Here is a 16,747-nt window from a genome sequence, read left to right as displayed (position 1 = left end):
CTATCTCACTCGATTTTTTATGAAAAGGTTGATTATTCCAACATTTTCTTTATGTAAGGTTCAAAAGGAATAATATCCTCTTGTTTTCTTGGAGAAATAGCAGCTACTTTGATAATGTTATTTTCACTGTCCAAATCAACAGACAAGGTTCCTGGAGTTAATGAAATACTGTTCGCTAAAATTGTCTGTGAAACAGGTCTCTCTAAAACTGTTTTAACATCAACAATTACAGGATCAATATTTCTCCCCATAATCTTATTAAACGCAACGTCAATGGTTGATTTAATAATTTCGTAAATAAGGTCTAGGAAATAAATAATTCCCCACCAGATTCTAGTCAAAAACATTAAACAAGCTCCATTTCATTAAGTTATTAAATGTCAAAATTGACATTAGTTAATACTATTATTATTTATCATGATTATTTATTATAAATGTATGCTTTTAAAAAATAATTATTTAAAAATCGAATTAAACTATATAAAAATTTATAAAAAAATCAAAATGAACAAAATTGTTCAGAAAATCTGAAAAACAACAATAAATTAAGTGTTATATGATTTTTTAGAAGTAATCATGCAAATTATGAAATTATATATATTACAATAAACAAATTTAGTTATACCTAAAAAAATGGTGCTTATATGGATTTAGTCGAAAAACTTGAACCGATAATCATATTCACAGCAATAATCATAGGACTGATATTCTCAAACATGCAAACGATTGCCCAGAACACAGGAAACCTCATAAACATATTCCTATGCCTGATGCTCTTTGGACTATTCCTCGAAGTACCGCTAAACGAACTAAAGGACAGTTTCAAAAACACGAAATTCACTGCAACAAGCCTGATAGTCAACTTCATATGGACACCACTATTCGGATATTTCCTCGGCTCACTCTTCCTTAAGGGAAACGTGGACGTCATGATAGGGTTTTTCATGCTGATACTGACACCATGCACAGACTGGTACCTGGTGTTCACCAAGCTCGCAAAAGGAGACCTCACATTAAGCCTATCCATACTTCCAATCAATCTAGTCCTGCAGATTATTCTGCTTCCAATCTATCTGGTGATATTCTTTTCAAGCGCAAACACAATTGACTACGCCCAGCTGGCACACTCCCTTTTAATCGTAATCGTCATACCATTCATAGCAGCGCAAATAGTGAAATTCATCCTAAACAGTGACTTAAAGGAAAAGGCAGACGAAGTGTTTTCAAACCTGCAGATATGCTTCCTGGCGCTTGCAGTGTTCTGCATCTTCGCAAGCCAGGGAGAACTGCTGTTCACAAACCTCGACTCAGTCATCACAATATTCGTGCCGCTAATCATATTCTTCATCGCAAACACCATTATCGACTTATTGCTGAGTGAAAAAATCAATTTCATCTACGAGGAATATGCAAGCCTCACCATGACCACACTTGCGCGAAACTCCCCATTGGCACTGGCAATAGCCATAAACTCCTTCCCAGGACATGAACTGATATCAATAGCACTTGTCATCGGTCCATTGATTGAACTTCCAGTATTGTATGTCGTTTCCAGATTCTGCCTATGGGTGAAGAGTTCAGGACTCTTCTTCACATGCAAATTATTCTAAATCACATACCGCTCGAATAATTTGAATAACATTGGCACATGAATCACCAGTGAAATGCAGCACAACAGCAACACCATGCTCAAGCCGAAATTCCTGTAAACCTTCCTGGAGGATATTGGAGCGAAGATCTTAACCCCTGCCGGCGTGAATGAGTCAAGAATGGTGTGGGAGAACAAACCCAAAAACAGGCTCAAGACTATTTCAACATATGAAATGTTCATTACCGGCAAAACGAATAGGCTAATGAAGAATAATGGAAGAAAAATCATCAATAACTTCTTGTTCAAAAACAAAAAGCTTAAAAGCGCAATCAGAATCGCCATGAGCAGGTAATGGTTATCAATGACTGTTACGGCATCAGCCAGCTGAGAACCCCATATCAATATCAATGAAACCGCAGAGGTCAGTGTCAGCACTCCAAAGATTGAGTGCGTGAAGCTGCGGTGTTCGGAGAAATAAAACGTGACGCCTAAAAAAACAATCATCAAACCAATATAATAAGGCAATTTAAGGATATATAGTGAAATGAACACTATCAATCCCAATATAATCATCTTGTAGACATTTTCCTTTTTGAACTTATGGTCAAAGTCGGGAATATTTGCACCAATGAATGTTAAAGCAATAGTTAGAGGATTGTGAAAAAACATCAAAGCTAAAATGAATGCAAATATCGAATGCCCCTTGTATGAAGACAATTAAATCACCTTAGTTAAAAATAGGACTTGAGTATTTAAAAGATTAATGAGAGAGCGTGTGAGGAGTATTTTTAAATGCCAAAATATTCCAGAAAACTGAGCATCTGCCAGTATGACCTATCAACGCTGCCTTCACCGACAGCAGCAAAAGGAGACAATACCTCACAGGTAACGGCTGGAATCCTTTTTAAATTGCAGACATCCTCAACTGCACCCTTATATGATGATCCCGCATAATCGAATGAGATTACCTCACTTCCCATGCTTTTTGAAATGTAGTTGGCCATTAGATAGCTTTCGGGAGAAGGTGATTTTGAGGAAAACACTGATTCAATCCCCGGATTGGAGTTGTAAGCGGTTGAGTGGAAATCCCCTACAAAATTGATTCCCAAATCATGGGCGCTTTCAACAATCAGGTTGCTGAGGGAGTTCTTGATGTGTGAGGAGCGGTTCAAGTCCATTCCATTGAAGACACGCTCATTGTTCATTGTGGCCTTCGGCGCCGCAAAGGGTATGACATACACGGTAGTGTTCAAGTCCATGAAAAGAAGATCGTTCAATAGCCTAACGTTGGCTATCTGAGGAGGCAGTTCATTGCCGTGAATGCCTGACAACATCAATATCTTATTGTTGCCCTCGCCCAGTTTGAAGATTGGTGTTCCGTGAACACATTTTTCAAGCAAAAATTGAGTGAACCTGTTCAATTCCAATCTTTTAAGAACATGAGTGTTTCTTGAAATGAACCCTCCGGAAAAATCAGAAATGTAGCCCATTTCCAAATTACCGAATCCCTCAATTTTTTCAAAATGCATAATTAAATATACGGTAAAACTCTTATTTAAAAATAAGTATGAAAATGAAGAAATATATCAAGAATCTAATAAGACTAATCAATTATGAAAGGGATGCTGAAATCGACCTGATGACACGTGAAATCAGCACAATGTCTGGACAGAAAAGAGAAGAGCTGGGAAGGGCAATCAACAAGGTCAAAGGCAAAAGCCTGGGCAAGGAACTCGGCCTGCAGATTGTCCAATTCGGCCGTTCGGAAGTCATCGACACTGAAATCAGCGTTGGAGACATGGTCCTTGTGAGCACTGACGATCCGTTGAGAAGCGATTTGACAGGCACTGTCACCGAGAAGGGTGCCAGGTTCATCAAGGTTGCATTTGACAAGCGCGTGCCCAAGTGGGCAATTAAAAAGAAGGTTCGCCTGGACTTGTATGCCAATGACATTACCTTCAGACGCATGGAGGATAATCTGAACCATTTAAGCTTAAAGGGCAAGAATGCACTTGAGTATATCCTGAGCGAGCGTGACCCTAAGCAGAACCGCAAGACACCCTACATCAACTATATTGACGATTCCCTGAACGAGTCCCAGAAAAGGGCGATTGAGAACGCATTGTCATGTGAGAACTTCTTTTTGATTCATGGCCCGTTCGGAACAGGCAAAACCCGAACACTGGTTGAGCTGATATCCCAGGAGACAAGGCAGGACCATAAGGTGCTGGCCACGGCCGAAAGCAATGCCGCTGTGGACAATATCCTTGAGAGGCTGATGGACAACAAGAAGCTGAAACTGACAAGACTGGGACATCCCCAAAGGGTTTCAAAGCACAATATCACCCAAACATTGGCATACAAGGTTGAGAATCATAAGCTCAACAAGAAAATCAAGAAGATCCACAAGCAAATCAATAATCTCATTGAGAAAAGAAAAGTTCACACCAAGCCGACCCCACAGTACCGTCGTGGAATGGGGGATTATGACATCCTGCATTTCGCTTCAAAGGGCAAGGGTTCACGCGGCGTGAATGCAGATAAGATGAAGTCAATGGCGAAATGGATTGAAATCAATCAGGAGATAGATGAGGCTCATGATGAAATCAAGCGCATTGAAAACCGCATGATTAAAAGCATCATTGAGGAAAGCGACGTTATTCTTGCCACCAACTCCTCAGCCGCATTGGAATCCATTGCCCGTGTGAAGTTTGATGTGGCGATTATTGATGAGGCATCACAGGCCACCATCCCAAGCGTCCTGATTCCTATCGCAAAGGCCCACAGGTTCATTCTTGCGGGAGACCATAAGCAGCTGCCCCCTACAATCATCAGTGAGCGTGCAGGGGATTTGGAGAAGACCCTGTTTGAGGAGCTGATTAGAATGTATCCTCACAAGTCACAGTTGCTGAATGTCCAGTATCGTATGAACAGCCTGCTCATGAGGTTTCCGAACCGTGAGTTTTACGACAACGGCTTGAAAAGCGATTCCAGTGTTGATGAGATAACCATCAATGACATTCTCGATTCAAGTCATGACGAGGAGGCTTTGCTCTTCATTGACACTTCCGATGTTGAGGGTAATCACGAGATGCATTTGAAGGATTCAAAATCAATCGTCAATGAACTGGAGGCTGATGTTAGCGTCAGCATTGCCCGTGATTACCTGAATGCGGGCGTAAGCGAGGATGATATCGGAATCATAAGTCCTTATGCTGATCAGGTGAAGCTCATACAGGAGAGCACTCCGGTTGAGGTGAAGACTGTTGACGGTTTTCAGGGAAGGGAAAAGGAAATCATCATAATTTCCACTGTCCGGAGCAATGAGCATGGGAACATTGGTTTTTTAAAGGATTTGAGACGTTTGAATGTTGCCATTACCCGTGCCAAGAGGAAATTGATCATCATTGGAAATAAGGACACGTTAATGAGCAATCCCACTTATGCGAGGTTGGTGAGGTTTGTTGAGGATGAAAACCTGATGGTTAAAATTTAGGTATACCTAAACTTTTATATACTATGACGACAAACATTATAATTGAGAGATGAAAAGTATTGAAAAATACTTTGCACTCATAAAACTCTTAATTAGGGTTTCGATTTTTAGAAATCCAATAAATATGTCAACCTCAATTAGCCCTCAATTAAGAGTTCTTCTTCTGCCCACAATTTATAAAATAACTAATTCTGCAAAATTACCCAATAATATATATAATATCATATGCATAAATTAAACTATTATAAAATAAAAATTTACTAATTATTTTAAGTTCATATGGTGATTAAATGACAGAAAAAGTACTTTTAGCATTCAGTGGAGGACTAGACACCTCCGTTTGTGTTAAACTATTAGAAGAAAAATACAATGTAGAAGTTATTACCGCATGCGTAGATGTGGGACAAGGCGAAGAGGAAATGGAAAAAGCAAAAAACAGTGCAGCTAACATTGGAGGATTAAAACACTACAATATAGATGCAAAAGAAGAGTTTGCAAACGAATACATCTCACGCGGAATCAAAGCAAATGCAGAATACGAAGGATACCCATTAAGCACTGCTTTTGCAAGACCATTAATTGCCCTAAAACTTATCGAAGTAGCTGAAAAAGAAGGGGCAACTGCAATTGCACACGGCTGTACCGGAAAAGGAAACGACCAATTCAGATTCGAGGCAGTAATTCGCGCAATGTCCGATTTGGACATCATTGCACCAATCAGAGAAATGAACCTGACAAGAACTGAAGAAAGGGAATATGCAGAATCCAAAGGAATCAAGCTAAATTACGATAAAATTTACAGTATCGATGAAAACCTCTGGGGAAGAGCAATTGAAGGGGATGTCCTAGAAGACCCTGCAAACGAACCACCGGAAGACATCTACGAATGGACCGCCTCCTGGGAAGATGCCAAAGACGAACCTGAAAAAGTCTCCATCGAATTCGAGGAAGGTATTCCAGTAGCAATCAACGGTGAAATGATGCCATTAATCGACATCATCCAAAAGGCAAATGAAATTGCAGGAGCTCACGGTATCGGCAGAGTCGACACCATTGAAAACAGAATGATAGGAATTAAGAGTAGGGAAATCTACGAAACTCCAGGAGCTAAATTATTGATTGCAGCTCACGAAGCTCTTGAAGAATTGGTTTTAACAACTGACGAGTTAAGATTTGCAGAATACATGTCAACACTCTATGCCGATTTGGTCTACAGAGCACTCTGGCAAGAACCATTAAGAGAAGATCTTGACCAAGCAATCGACAACATGCAGGAAAGAGTAAGCGGAGAAGTCGTAATGAAACTCTTTAAAGGTTCCATCCAACCGATCATCAGAAAATCTCCATTCAGCTTACACAGCATCGAGCAAATTACCTTTGAAGACAAGGACACCGATCAAAGAGAAGTTGAAGGAATGATCAAGCACCACGGTCTTCAAGCTGCAAACTATCAAAAATTAAACAGATAGCTTTTTAAGCTATCACTTTACTTATTTTTTTATCGCTTCCGAGAAATACTCATTGAAGAAGCTCCTGTTGAAATCAAACAATCGCATGAAATCAGAATCAATAATGTACATCACGCACCAGTCATCCTTGTCACGTATTCCACGACCATACGCCTGCATCAATGACATCACCGCCTGATAATAATACCATTTCGGGTCCAAATCCTTACGATACTTGACCTGCTCGTTCAATTGAGGATAAGGTATTTTAAATATAATCTGGAACCTGCACAAATCATCCTTGAAATCAACTCCATCCTTCAGGGAAGCGCCTATGAGAATTATGCTTTCATCGCTTTCGCTGAACTGCTTTAAAACCTCATTCCTATCGCTACCTCCAACGAACATGAAATTATACTCTTTCAGATTTTCCATTATCCAATGGGCCTGCTCATTGCTTGAAGTGTGAACAACACCTTTTTGGCCAGGATGCTTATCGAGCAGTTCCCTGACCTTCAAAAGCGCCTTATCATTCCTCCATCTTGGAATGTTTCTTCTCTTGCCGCTCATGCTTCCCACAAAATCAGTGTAGATTGGCCTGTTTTTAACGTCGAATGGGCTTTTCTGGTAGATATAGTATGTCTCATCCGGATTGATGTTGTTCCACTCGCAGAACTTGTCCTTGCTTCCAAGAGTTCCAGTTAAAAAGATACGAACATTTCCCAGTTTCAAAAGCTCATTTGTCTCATCCACTACGGAGTATGGCTTGAATTCGGTTGAAATATCCATCCTGTTGCTTCTAATCATGTCAAGGTCAGGCAAATCAATAATCAAGTCCTTAGCCTCCAATCCCAACTTGATGGAATTGAAAACTTTGGCATCAGCTTCCAGTTGCTGCTTTTCAACATAGTTGAAGTTGGAGAACCTTTCAGGGTCGCTTTCAAACTCATCCAATGTGACCTGCACATCATTCTTATGCTCGCCTTCTATCTCCTTGATGTTGTCGCTGCAATGCCCGACAAGATCCTCGCACAATTCCATCCAGTAATCGGGACGCCTTTTGAGATAATTGACTGATTTAGACCTGTTCATCAATGGTTCAAAGATATCGATTCCAAATGTTGTTGCGATATACTCCCGGTTGAGCTCATTAGATGATAATGCCAGCATTTTACGCTCAAGATTGTGAGCCTCATCCAATATCAACAGTTCACGAGAATTCAATGTAGGGTTTGCAACGCCAGCATAGTAGAAATAATCATAATTTGTTATTACGTTTTCAGCTTCCTTTGCAAGGTTCAGCGCTGTCAGATAATCACAGTCCTTGCATTTTGACAGATTATACTCCGATTTTATGCAGAAATCACATGTTCCCTTGTAATTGCACTTATAGTTTCCCCTGCCTTTTATTTCAACAAGCATTGCTCCGAAATCATCAAGGTACTGTTCCTGAAGCTGTTTGGTCATTGTTAGAATATATGAATCCTCATACATGTTGGCAATGGTTGTGGCGATTGCAGACTTGCCTATTCCGGTTCCTGCTTCAAGGATGATATTTTTTGACCCTTCCTGTATTGCATTGTTTATCTTGTTTATCAATACGATTTGGCTATTGCGGGGATGGTATTTAGGCAGTGACCAGTGAATCATCCAGTCCAAATTTGAATAATTATTTTCCATGAAAAAAATACCTCTTCAAATTATAATCAATATTAAAAAAATAAAAGAAAAGGATTAAAAATAATCCCAAATCATAATTTTACTCCAAAGTATTTAAAAATAAAATCAGAACTAACACCGTCTGCTTTCATTTTTAAAGCTATATCCATTATAGCATTATTTGTAGCTCTTTCAACTAATCTTTTTTCATAGTTGTCAAGGTAAGTGCTACGCATTTTTATCACTCCAAGAAGTTTTTCTTGTTCATCACCTGTAAAGATTGCCCTTACAGATAATATCTGAACGAGTTTTATATGGTATTTCAACTCTTCAGATATTTGAATTCGGTTAACAAAATGGCACATGTTCCTCAACACTTCCTCACGACTTCCAACATTGTTGAAAAACGGCATCAATGCTATGTGACATGCATCCATTTTATCCAATTCCAGTTGTTTATCTAATTTCTTTTTGATAGTATTTAAAACTTCTTCACCATCAACATCACTTAGGAAAGTGACCTCTGGATTGGTGTAGACTCCTGGAAAGAGTTCGACTTTTGGAATTGGTGTTCTTGTTGCATCTAATGATACAATATGATGTCTGAGGAAACATCAACTTCCACCCAAATCAATGGCATATTTGGTAGTTTCTAAGCACTGTGGCCTCACTGAGAGGCCTTGAATGAAATTCATACTCGATGCAATACCCATATGGTGTTTTTATGGGCAAATCTAGAATTTCTCTTTTTAGGCGTGAAGACAACACGTCCTGATGGAGCACTTCAACAATGCCCAGTTTTTCACCAGTTATTGTCATGAGTGCGTTGCCGAATGCCCTTGCCGATAGCTTAAGGATGGAATCATATTCCTGATTTTTGGCAGGAATATCAACCACCTCCATGATTAGTATCAATAGATATCGTCGACGATCATATTGACCATATCACTATATGTTTTCATTTAATATAAAGAATATAGTTCTTTTTCAAGTAAATTTAATGATTTTAAAGCAATATTTTAATCAACAGACAATTTTACAATGAGAAAGCAATTTTTCACGGTGGGAACAATTTTAATAGTGCCTGCCAATATAATTAATATCATGTCTAAGATTAATGAACTGCAAGAAATAATTGACTCATCAGACAATATCGTGTTTTTTGGCGGCGCAGGAGTCTCAACCGAAAGTGGAATACCGGATTTCAGGTCTGAAAGCGGAATCTTCAAGAGTCTTGAAAAATATGGTGACACACCGGAGAATCTGATATCCCATAGCTATTACCTTGACCATACTGAGGAATTCTTCGATTATTACAGGGACACTCTTGTATTTGCTGATGCCGAACCAAATCCTGCCCATTTGAAACTGGCCGAACTGGAAAAGGCAGGCAAGCTGAAAGCCGTGATTACTCAAAACATTGACGGTTTGCATCAAAAGGCCGGAAGCAATGAGGTTTTGGAGCTTCATGGAAGCATTCACAGGAACTATTGTCAGATATGCAACAAATCCTATGGATTGGATCATATCCTGGAAAGTGATGGGATTCCAAGGTGCGATTGCGGAGGCATCGTCAAGCCGGATGTCGTTTTATACGAGGAGCCATTGAACAATGCGGTTTTAAGCTTCGCTATCGACTACATCTCACAGGCTGACACCCTGATTATCGGTGGAACTTCCCTTGTTGTTTATCCCGCTGCAGGATTGGTGAACTATTTCAACGGTGACAATTTAGTGTTGGTTAACAAGAGCGAGACACCATATGATGATGTGGCCAGCCTAGTCATCAATGAGGCCATCGGCAAGACCTTTTCCCAAATCAAAATCTAGGGGTTCGGGAATCAGTTCTATACCGGTTAGCTGATTGTCGCATCTGTAAACCAGTATCTCAACACCTGCATCATATGCATCGTTTAGAGTTTGGCTGAATTTAGGGTCGTTTTGCCAGTTCGGACGGAAGAATTGCCCTATCGGATGCTGTATCAGGAAGAACACGCAGCATCTTATTCCTTGTTTTTTCAGTTTGATCAGTTCATTCAAGTGTTTGGCGCCTCTTTCGGTTGGGGCATCGGGAAATCTAGCCTCACTTCCAACCACCAGTGTCACTCCCTTGACTTCCACATAACATTCCTCGTTTTCATTGGCCAAGTATATATCTATCCTTGAGTTGTCGATTGTCTTTTCCCTTTGATGAATATCATAGCCTGAAAGCTCTTTTATCTTGCCGTCAATGATTGCATCATATACAATGCTATTGGCTTGCTGCGAGTATAGTGACACTAGCGCTCCACGGTTCTCGACAAGGTGAAGTGAAAATTTAGTTTTGCGCTTGGGATTATCAGATGGCTTCAGCCAAACCACCGCATCATCAACCAGAAGCTCCCTGCACCTGCCAGTGTTCGGCACGTGAGCTATCTCCATCTCACCGTCAACCTCAACCTCTGCTATGAACCTGTTTGGCCTTGCCTTGAAAATCCCCTTAACATAATCCATCTTTAATCACATTTCCGATGTATGATACCAAATCAGTTGCCGAAAAACCGTTGCCCTTAGCCCCATATGCCTCATCCCCTGCAAGGCCGTTGACGAATGCGCCAAGGCAGGCTGAGTCAAATGCATCCAAGTCCTGAGTGAGCAGTCCCGCACATATTCCTGCCAGTGCGTCACCGGTTCCTCCCACAGTCATTCCGGGATTGCCTGACTTGTTGATTCTGAATTTGGTTCCTGACAGGACCAAGTCATATTGCCCCTTGACAATGACTGTTGCCTTGATTTGACGGGTGATTTTCTGGAACATTGTGATGTTTTCATCGACTTTGGCAAAATCATATGAATCGATGTCGAGCCTCAAATCGTCATTGACGTTGAAGAATGACTTGAACTCGAAGATGTGAGGAGTCAATATCACATCTCTCCTGTTTTTAATCAATGACATTTCAACCTGCTTTAGACTGTCCGCATCCAACACCAATGGCTTTTTGATTTTAGCCGCCAGCACATTGAAGAGCTTTGAAGTGTCATCATCAATTCCTGCTCCCGGACCAATCAATACCGCATCCACCTTGTCTGCCAAGTCAAGAATCTCCTGTGAATGGCTTAGGGACAGCTTATCTCCCGGAAGGGATTTCACTATCAAGTCCGGAGAGGTTGATTTTATTGCCTCGGCGGATTTTTCAGGAGATGCAACATACACCAAATCGCATCCGGCACCGATTGCAGCCATCCCCGCAATTGCAGGTGCGCCGGAATAGTCAGCACTTCCCCCGACAATCAACAGCCTGCCATTGTTTCCCTTATGGGATGAGGTTTCACGGTTTTTCATTCTTAAAAAATCACCATAGTTAACGTAATACTCCGCCTCGAATGGAATGCCTATGTCCGCTGTAACCAATCCCCCGACCAGTTCCTCTTCAGCCTGACGGACTCCAGTCTTGATTTTATGAAAGCTGATGGTGTAGTCCGGAACCACTGCAAGGTCATACACCTCACCGGTCAATGGATCCATTCCTGAGGGCACGTCAACGCTTATCTTGACGCCATTTGACTCGTTGATTATCTCGATTGCCCGTTTAATGTTGGCCTGGAGTTTTCCCCTGATTCCGGTTCCCAAAAGACCGTCGACAATGACGAACTCGGAGTCCATGCTTTTGGCAACCTCAGTGTTTTCAATGTCGGCAAGCGTTTTCAGGTCATATATGTTCAGGCAGGAGAGGCGTGGCTTCATATTCTTCAGGATTTCGAAATTGGTCCTAGCATCTTTAGAATGGATATTATCCTTAAGCATGTAAATGTCCACATCATATCCACGGTTCAGCAGGTATCTTGCCGCCACAAAACCGTCACCGCCGTTTCCACCGGAACCTGTGAAAATCACCACCTTAACGGGTTTTGAGAAAGTGTAGACTGCAATCTTTCCAACTTCCTCAGCCAATGATTTTCCGGCAGATTCCATCAAGCACAGTCTTGACAGACCCAAATATTCACAATTATAATCAGTAACCATCATGTCAATTGGTTTCAAAAGTATCACCTTATAAGTTAAAATATAAGTAGCCAGTATAAATATAATTATCTTAACTTTAGGAAAAATCTTATGCGAAAAATAACGTTCAGAATCTTAACAACATTGCCTGCAAAATACATAAGCAGCGGTTTGATATTGATAATAGGCCTTTTCATTTACGGAATCATAGGCTCCATTTTAATAATGCACCTGAACCTGGTTGATTCCATCTACTACTCAGTCATCACCATGGCCACAGTAGGATACGGTGACTACATACCAACCACAGGAGTCCAAAAGATATTCGCAACAACCCTGGCCCTCGGGGGCGTTGCACTGCTTGCTTATGTGTTCAACATTATTTTAACAAATGTCCAGGAGAAAATGACCGAATATTCAAAAGGAGCGAGGAAATTGAAGGCTATTAAAGTGATGGAAGATTATTATATCATTTGCGGTTTCGGAAGAGTAGGGAAAGTGGTTTTTGATGAGCTGACCCAAAGAAACCAGAACGTGATTGTGATCGACAAGGATAAGGATACTTGCGAATCAATTGAAGAAGGCGACAATGTAGTGGTGATCAATGATGATGCAATTGAGGATGATTTGGTTGCCAAATTAGCCGGCGAAAAATGCAGAAGTGTCATCATCTGTACTGGAGATGACGTCAACAACCTGTTCATTGTAATGACAATACGAGAGACAAATCCCGACGCATGGATCGTGACAAGAGCCAGCAAGCTTGAAAACATCAAAAGGCTTAGAAAGGCTGGTGCCGACAAGATTGTATCTCCCGAAATTATTGGAGGAGAAGGCCTTTATTATGAATCTGCAAGACCTCACCTTTTAAAAATTACTGTAAAGCATAGTGCAGATGAAATATTTGACGAATTTAAAATTATTGCAAAATACGGTTGTACACTGGAAAACATCGAGTACCATATTCCAGGAATTGAGACACCGCTTACCCGCCAAATAAAGACAATGAACATATCCGACGGACAGAAATACGTCAATTACTTAAACACACATGATGATCAACGCCAAGCCTTGGAAAACCTTTATAAAAATGTCAATAATATCCACTCCCATTTAATTTCAGGACCCGACAAAACCTCCTTTGACAGAGTATTAGAAGATTTGGAAAAAATAGAAGAAATTATAGGCATCAATTTAACTAATAAAGAAATAGCTGAAATTACACAAAAAGAAATAAAGTAAGTGCAATTTAATTCAATTGCACTTTATATGTTTAACCTTGTAAATACCAAACTTGAACTTTAAAAGGAGTATAACCTTTTATTGAATTGAGTTTGATTGAATAATCTTTTTTAACTATTTTTATAGTTATTAGATTATTGTTTTTATTGTTTTTAAAGAAGATTTTAGCCTTAATGAGAAAATGACTATGGGCTTTCACATCATTTCCATAATCATCTGTCCTCAAACTTGAAATCTTAATTTTAGTTTTGCTTCCACTAGATTTTACAAAGGAAGCTCTAATAAAATCATCATTCTTAAATTCTAAGGATTCATCATTTTCAAGATACTTAAACTTTTTTAATTTACCTATAAAAATCTTGCTTTTATGATAAATATCATAGTTTTTATCCTTAGATGAAACACTGATTTTATGATAACCCAATTTCAAATTTTTAGTATTAAATTTTATAAAACCTTTTTTATCAGTTTTTAAAATATAATTCTTATATTTGCCCCCATTTTCAACTTTAAAATTGACCTTCACATTCTTGACGGGTTTTCCCTTTAATAAAATTTGAAGTTTATATGTTGATTTGTATTGAACAAGTTTGGATTTTTCTTTAACATCTGTTCTCATCGGAGATTCCAAATACCAAATTTTAGCTTTAACAGGAGAATACCCTTTTATTGGTTTAACATAATTATTAGAAGTTTTTGTAATAATTTTACCATTTTTATTATTTTTAAAGTAAAACTTTACTTTATATATGTCAATTATATGTTTATTGTCCTCATCACCTACGACATGAAAACCCTTATGAAACATTCCGTCATATTTTTTGACATAAAATGTAGACAATCTGTCCCCATTTTTTAATTTAATATTGGAATTAACCTTAACAGTTACAGGTTTTTTCAATTTGCCAACAGCAACCCCAGAAAATCCTTCAACCAGATATTTTGGATCTTTTGATGTGATATCAAAAGAATTATACCCCATCTTTAAATTCTTAATATTGAACTTGGCAATTCCATTATTGTTTGTTTTTAAAGTGTAAGTTTTGTATTTATGGAAATTGTTCCTAATTTCAAGGGATATTTTAAGATTTTTAATCGGTTTATTGGTTTTTTTATTAGTGATTTTGATTTTAAATATTTTACTTTTCTTATATATATTAGAATCAATATCATAAGTTTTTACTTTAGTTTTAATGATTTTTGATTCAGAAGATGGTCCACTACTTTGTGGGGATGATTTTGAATCATCAGCATTAGTTTGAGCCTTTTGCAAAATGTTCTCCTGAGTGTTTTGAGCTTCTAAAATTTCATCAAAACCATTTTCATAGGACAAAGCATCTTGACTTTTAAGGCTATCATCTATTGAAACAACACCCGTTAGATTTTCTGTAGCCGAAACGACACCAATAGTCAAAATTAAAATTAAAAAAGCAAATAATATCTTTTTAAACATTTACACCACCCATAATATGCTTTTAATGAACTGTATAAAATAAATAGTACAATTATTTAATCATAATTGTACTTTTAGCTGAAACCAAATATTTAATATTGTCTGTATAGATTACCACTTTATAACTTCCAGTATTTAATGATTTAGGATTGAAATGCGCAATACCCTTGGAATTTGTTTTTACAGTGAAAACTTTTTTGCCAATTTTTAATTTGAGCACAAGAGCTTTAACAGGTTTTTTAGTTTTCTTATCCTTAACAGTAATGTCAAATGTTTTTGATTCATTAATGTTTTTAGTTAATTTTGGAGCCTTGACAGTGGTTTGCGATTTAATCAACTTGTCAATATTTCCCATTTTGACTGTTCCGAGGAATTTTGAGGAAGGAGTTTTTGGCAAACTGTTTTTGGATATGAATTTGCCTCTGAATCTGACATCATCCTTTAAATGTCCAGTACCTCTTCCAGCCAAACGCCCGTTGTCATTTGCAGCATAAACTTTTACTGTTGAAGTTGTCTTACCCTCATCAGTTGTAGCTTTCCAATGGAATGCTGTTGCATCTCTTCTGTTGACGCCGAAGGAATCAGATGCTGCAATTTTGATTGCCGCTTTTACAGGATTTTTACTGAAATGATCATATGTGCCCTGATGGAATAATGATCTTGCATTAGGGGCTTTAAAATATTCACCCGGTTTTAATTTACCATATTTTATTCCACTACCCCACACAACAGCATATTTGCCATTTGGAGCCTTGATTGAAAAGTGACCTATTCTTAATTGTCTTTCATAACCTTGAATCTTTTTTAAATATGCCTTTTTGATTTTGCCGGATTTAGCCATTTTACCTGCCAACCTTTCAATAGCATGATTTATGGTCGGATTATCCCAACCTCCAGTTCCGGCCATCCATCCGTCAGAAGTTGTCAAGGAATGGAAGAAATAGCTGTTTTTCTTATATTGCTTTACAGCCCATTTGCCATTCAACTTATACTTGACAATATGCAATGTTTTTGCATTGGTTGCATCCCTTCTGAATCCTGCAACTGCTTCAGTATTGCTTACCTGAACATATAAAGATGTACAACCCATTTCTGCAGTTTCCTTAATAGTCAAAGTAGCCTTGGCTTTTTTAGCTTTTAAATACTTGCTCTTTTTAATGGAAGTGATAACCTTATATTTTCCAACCTTAAGATTCTTTTTTAACTTTGCAACACCATTAACGTCAGTAGTTGCCCAATAGGTTTTGTATTTGTTGTTTTTAAAAACTTTAAATGCCACTTTAACGCCTTGAACCGGATTTTTAGTAATTTTATTTATGATTTTTGCTTTAAAATAGAATCCAGATTCAAAATAGGTTTTAAAGTCTTTAGTGGTGACTTTCAAGGAAGCCTTATTTACCTTAACGATTGTGTTTATGCTGCTTGCAGTGTAGTTTTCATCACCTGCAAACTTAACTGAAGCAGTATATGTTCCAGGTTTTAAGTTAAGTTTCAAAACAACCTTACCTGAATTATCAGTAATTTTATCATAGACCTTGTTATTTATTGAAATGGAAACCTTTTTGCCGGAAATTGGCTGATTATTGGTATCTTTCAGATAACCTACCAATTCAGATTTCTCCTTATAATAAGTTGTTACATCCTTAGCTTCCATTTTTGTATTCACTTGACTTGGAGCATCTTCACTAATCTGTGAAGATTCATTTGCATTACTTTCAATTTCAGAGGATATTGGAGTTTCAATGCTTTGAGCAGATGCATCATCTAAAGAGACTTCATCAGTCAAATTGTCTGATGCAGAAACCATTCCAATAGTTAGAAAAATTAAAAGCAACATTGAAATAAAAAAACTTTTCTTATTAAACATGATTAAACC

15 protein-coding genes are annotated in these 16,747 nt (G+C 38.4%); 5 read left to right on the top strand and 10 right to left on the bottom strand.

Features of this window, described 5'->3' with window-relative positions:
* Nucleotides 1–32: 32 nt before the first annotated feature.
* Entirely contained in the window at nucleotides 33–347 is a 315-nt protein-coding gene (locus tag QZU77_RS02945) for a Na+/H+ antiporter subunit E (RefSeq protein WP_295599779.1), read from the bottom strand.
* A 297-nt stretch (nucleotides 348–644) separates the two neighbouring features.
* On the opposite strand from QZU77_RS02945, the gene QZU77_RS02940 reads away from it, so the two are divergent.
* A complete protein-coding gene (locus tag QZU77_RS02940; protein ID WP_295599777.1) occupies nucleotides 645–1,610 on the top strand; it encodes an arsenic resistance protein in 966 nt (321 codons plus the stop codon).
* On the opposite strand, the gene QZU77_RS02935 is transcribed toward QZU77_RS02940, so the two are convergent.
* Together QZU77_RS02935 and QZU77_RS02930 are read right to left on the bottom strand one after the other, a co-directional pair.
* Nucleotides 1,607–2,308 (bottom strand): metal-dependent hydrolase, encoded by a 702-nt coding sequence (locus QZU77_RS02935; RefSeq protein WP_295599774.1) that lies wholly within the window; start codon nucleotides 2,306–2,308, stop codon nucleotides 1,607–1,609. The genes QZU77_RS02940 and QZU77_RS02935 overlap by 4 nt on opposite strands.
* Nucleotides 2,309–2,379: 71 nt before the next feature.
* Entirely contained in the window at nucleotides 2,380–3,120 is a 741-nt protein-coding gene (locus QZU77_RS02930; protein WP_295599771.1) for a succinylglutamate desuccinylase/aspartoacylase family protein, read from the bottom strand.
* A gap of 44 nt (nucleotides 3,121–3,164) precedes the next feature.
* Here QZU77_RS02930 and QZU77_RS02925 point away from each other — a divergent pair, with 44 nt between their 5' ends.
* Complete coding sequence (locus QZU77_RS02925) at nucleotides 3,165–5,087, top strand: IGHMBP2 family helicase (RefSeq protein ID WP_366208855.1); 1,923 nt, start codon at nucleotides 3,165–3,167, stop codon at nucleotides 5,085–5,087.
* 290 nt (nucleotides 5,088–5,377) lie between these two features.
* Nucleotides 5,378–6,556 carry an argininosuccinate synthase gene (locus tag QZU77_RS02920; RefSeq protein ID WP_295599765.1) on the top strand — a complete coding sequence of 393 codons (1,179 nt, stop codon included), beginning with the start codon at nucleotides 5,378–5,380 and terminating at the stop codon, nucleotides 6,554–6,556.
* 21 nt (nucleotides 6,557–6,577) lie between these two features.
* Here the strand turns inward: QZU77_RS02920 and QZU77_RS02915 are convergent, their stop codons facing one another.
* From QZU77_RS02915 to QZU77_RS02905, 3 genes are all read right to left on the bottom strand, one after another.
* The gene (locus QZU77_RS02915) at nucleotides 6,578–8,215 is read right to left on the bottom strand and encodes a helicase C-terminal domain-containing protein (RefSeq protein ID WP_295599762.1); all 1,638 of its coding nucleotides are present in this window, start codon (nucleotides 8,213–8,215) and stop codon (nucleotides 6,578–6,580) included.
* 71 nt (nucleotides 8,216–8,286) lie between these two features.
* Nucleotides 8,287–8,640 (bottom strand): hypothetical protein, encoded by a 354-nt coding sequence (locus tag QZU77_RS02910; RefSeq protein WP_295599759.1) that lies wholly within the window; start codon nucleotides 8,638–8,640, stop codon nucleotides 8,287–8,289.
* A gap of 184 nt (nucleotides 8,641–8,824) precedes the next feature.
* Nucleotides 8,825–9,097 carry a hypothetical protein gene (locus QZU77_RS02905; protein WP_295599756.1) on the bottom strand — a complete coding sequence of 91 codons (273 nt, stop codon included), beginning with the start codon at nucleotides 9,095–9,097 and terminating at the stop codon, nucleotides 8,825–8,827.
* A gap of 201 nt (nucleotides 9,098–9,298) precedes the next feature.
* Between QZU77_RS02905 and QZU77_RS02900 the strand changes: the two genes are divergently transcribed.
* Nucleotides 9,299–10,024 (top strand): NAD-dependent protein deacylase, encoded by a 726-nt coding sequence (locus tag QZU77_RS02900; protein WP_295599753.1) that lies wholly within the window; start codon nucleotides 9,299–9,301, stop codon nucleotides 10,022–10,024.
* Here QZU77_RS02900 and sfsA read toward each other — a convergent pair.
* Together sfsA and QZU77_RS02890 are read right to left on the bottom strand one after the other, a co-directional pair.
* Nucleotides 9,974–10,687, bottom strand: coding sequence for a DNA/RNA nuclease SfsA (sfsA, locus tag QZU77_RS02895; protein WP_295599750.1), 714 nt, complete (start codon nucleotides 10,685–10,687; stop codon nucleotides 9,974–9,976). The two genes, QZU77_RS02900 and sfsA, sit on opposite strands and share 51 nt — an antisense overlap.
* Nucleotides 10,674–12,215 (bottom strand): NAD(P)H-hydrate dehydratase, encoded by a 1,542-nt coding sequence (locus QZU77_RS02890; protein WP_295599746.1) that lies wholly within the window; start codon nucleotides 12,213–12,215, stop codon nucleotides 10,674–10,676. The genes sfsA and QZU77_RS02890 overlap by 14 nt, the downstream gene beginning before the upstream one ends.
* A 72-nt stretch (nucleotides 12,216–12,287) precedes the next feature.
* Between QZU77_RS02890 and QZU77_RS02885 the strand changes: the two genes are divergently transcribed.
* Nucleotides 12,288–13,418, top strand: a complete 1,131-nt coding sequence (locus tag QZU77_RS02885; protein ID WP_295599744.1) for an NAD-binding protein — start codon at nucleotides 12,288–12,290, stop codon at nucleotides 13,416–13,418.
* 31 nt (nucleotides 13,419–13,449) lie between these two features.
* On the opposite strand, the gene QZU77_RS02880 is transcribed toward QZU77_RS02885, so the two are convergent.
* Together QZU77_RS02880 and QZU77_RS02875 are read right to left on the bottom strand one after the other, a co-directional pair.
* Entirely contained in the window at nucleotides 13,450–14,871 is a 1,422-nt protein-coding gene (locus tag QZU77_RS02880) for a hypothetical protein (RefSeq protein WP_295599741.1), read from the bottom strand.
* Between the two features lie 52 nt (nucleotides 14,872–14,923).
* Nucleotides 14,924–16,708 (bottom strand): Ig-like domain-containing protein, encoded by a 1,785-nt coding sequence (locus QZU77_RS02875; RefSeq protein ID WP_295599738.1) that lies wholly within the window; start codon nucleotides 16,706–16,708, stop codon nucleotides 14,924–14,926.
* Nucleotides 16,709–16,747: the final 39 nt, after the last annotated feature.

The sequence above is a fragment of the uncultured Methanobrevibacter sp. genome (genome assembly GCF_902774605.1).
GTDB lineage: Archaea > Methanobacteriota > Methanobacteria > Methanobacteriales > Methanobacteriaceae > Methanocatella.
This window is presented reverse-complemented; position numbering and strand designations above follow the sequence as displayed.

What these genes read in the sequence shown, in the direction of transcription:
- QZU77_RS02915 (WP_295599762.1), bottom strand. Translation starts at nt 8,215, where the DNA reads ATGGAAAATAATTATTCAAATTTGGACTGGATGATTCACTGGTCACTG.
- sfsA (WP_295599750.1), bottom strand. Translation starts at nt 10,687, where the DNA reads ATGGATTATGTTAAGGGGATTTTCAAGGCAAGGCCAAACAGGTTCATA.
- QZU77_RS02940 (WP_295599777.1), top strand. Translation starts at nt 645, where the DNA reads ATGGATTTAGTCGAAAAACTTGAACCGATAATCATATTCACAGCAATA.
- QZU77_RS02885 (WP_295599744.1), top strand. Translation starts at nt 12,288, where the DNA reads ATGCGAAAAATAACGTTCAGAATCTTAACAACATTGCCTGCAAAATAC.
- QZU77_RS02880 (WP_295599741.1), bottom strand. Translation starts at nt 14,871, where the DNA reads ATGTTTAAAAAGATATTATTTGCTTTTTTAATTTTAATTTTGACTATT.
- QZU77_RS02905 (WP_295599756.1), bottom strand. Translation starts at nt 9,097, where the DNA reads ATGGAGGTGGTTGATATTCCTGCCAAAAATCAGGAATATGATTCCATC.
- QZU77_RS02930 (WP_295599771.1), bottom strand. Translation starts at nt 3,120, where the DNA reads ATGCATTTTGAAAAAATTGAGGGATTCGGTAATTTGGAAATGGGCTAC.
- QZU77_RS02945 (WP_295599779.1), bottom strand. Translation starts at nt 347, where the DNA reads ATGTTTTTGACTAGAATCTGGTGGGGAATTATTTATTTCCTAGACCTT.
- QZU77_RS02875 (WP_295599738.1), bottom strand. Translation starts at nt 16,708, where the DNA reads ATGTTGCTTTTAATTTTTCTAACTATTGGAATGGTTTCTGCATCAGAC.
- QZU77_RS02920 (WP_295599765.1), top strand. Translation starts at nt 5,378, where the DNA reads ATGACAGAAAAAGTACTTTTAGCATTCAGTGGAGGACTAGACACCTCC.
- QZU77_RS02900 (WP_295599753.1), top strand. Translation starts at nt 9,299, where the DNA reads ATGTCTAAGATTAATGAACTGCAAGAAATAATTGACTCATCAGACAAT.
- QZU77_RS02925 (WP_366208855.1), top strand. Translation starts at nt 3,165, where the DNA reads ATGAAGAAATATATCAAGAATCTAATAAGACTAATCAATTATGAAAGG.